Origin of the sequence: Thiorhodococcus fuscus, assembly GCF_042682685.1 — a bacterium.
Classification (GTDB): Bacteria; Pseudomonadota; Gammaproteobacteria; order Chromatiales; family Chromatiaceae; genus Imhoffiella; species Imhoffiella fuscus.
On the sequence record NZ_JBHUHX010000068.1, the window covers coordinates 1 to 1,121 of the forward strand.

At 54.8% G+C, this 1,121-nt stretch carries 1 rRNA gene; it reads left to right on the top strand.

The annotated features are described in order from the left end of the window. Positions 1-1,121 (top strand): 23S ribosomal RNA (locus tag ACFSJC_RS19975); the annotation flags it as partial.

Genomic DNA, 1,121 nt, shown 5'->3' on the forward strand with positions numbered 1-1,121 from the left:
TGCGACTGTTTATTAAAAACACAGCACTCTGCAAACGCGCAAGCGGACGTATAGGGTGTGACGCCTGCCCGGTGCCGGAAGGTTAATTGATGGGGTTATCTTCGGAGAAGCTCTTGATCGAAGCCCCGGTAAACGGCGGCCGTAACTATAACGGTCCTAAGGTAGCGAAATTCCTTGTCGGGTAAGTTCCGACCTGCACGAATGGCGTAACGATGGCGGCACTGTCTCTACCCGAGACTCAGTGAAATTGAATTCTCGGTCAAGATGCCGAGTACCCGCGGCTAGACGGAAAGACCCCGTGAACCTTTACTATAGCTTTGCACTGGACGTTGAACCGACTTGTGTAGGATAGGTGGGAGGCTGTGAATCCAGGACGCCAGTTCTGGTGGAGCCATCCTTGAAATACCACCCTGGTCTGTTTGACGTTCTAACCTCGCCCCGTGATCCGGGGTAGGGACAGTGCATGGTGGGTAGTTTGACTGGGGCGGTCTCCTCCAAAAGCGTAACGGAGGAGCACGAAGGTACCCTCAGCGCGGTCGGAAATCGCGCATTGAGTGCAAAGGCATAAGGGTGCTTGACTGCGAGACAGACACGTCGAGCAGGTACGAAAGTAGGTCTTAGTGATCCGGTGGTTCTGTATGGAAGGGCCATCGCTCAACGGATAAAAGGTACTCCGGGGATAACAGGCTGATACCGCCCAAGAGTTCATATCGACGGCGGTGTTTGGCACCTCGATGTCGGCTCATCACATCCTGGGGCTGAAGTCGGTCCCAAGGGTATGGCTGTTCGCCATTTAAAGTGGTACGCGAGCTGGGTTTAGAACGTCGTGAGACAGTTCGGTCCCTATCTGCCGTGGGCGTTGGAGACTTGAGGGAAGCTGCTCCTAGTACGAGAGGACCGGAGTGGACGTACCCCTGGTGTTCCGGTTGTGTCGCCAGACGCATTGCCGGGTAGCTATGTACGGACGGGATAACCGCTGAAAGCATCTAAGCGGGAAGCCCCTCCCAAGATAAGGTCTCCCCAGGTACTTGATACCTCTGAAGGTCCGTTGAAGACCACAACGTTGATAGGTCGGGTGTGGAAGCGCGGTAACGTGTGAAGCTAACCGATACTAATTGACC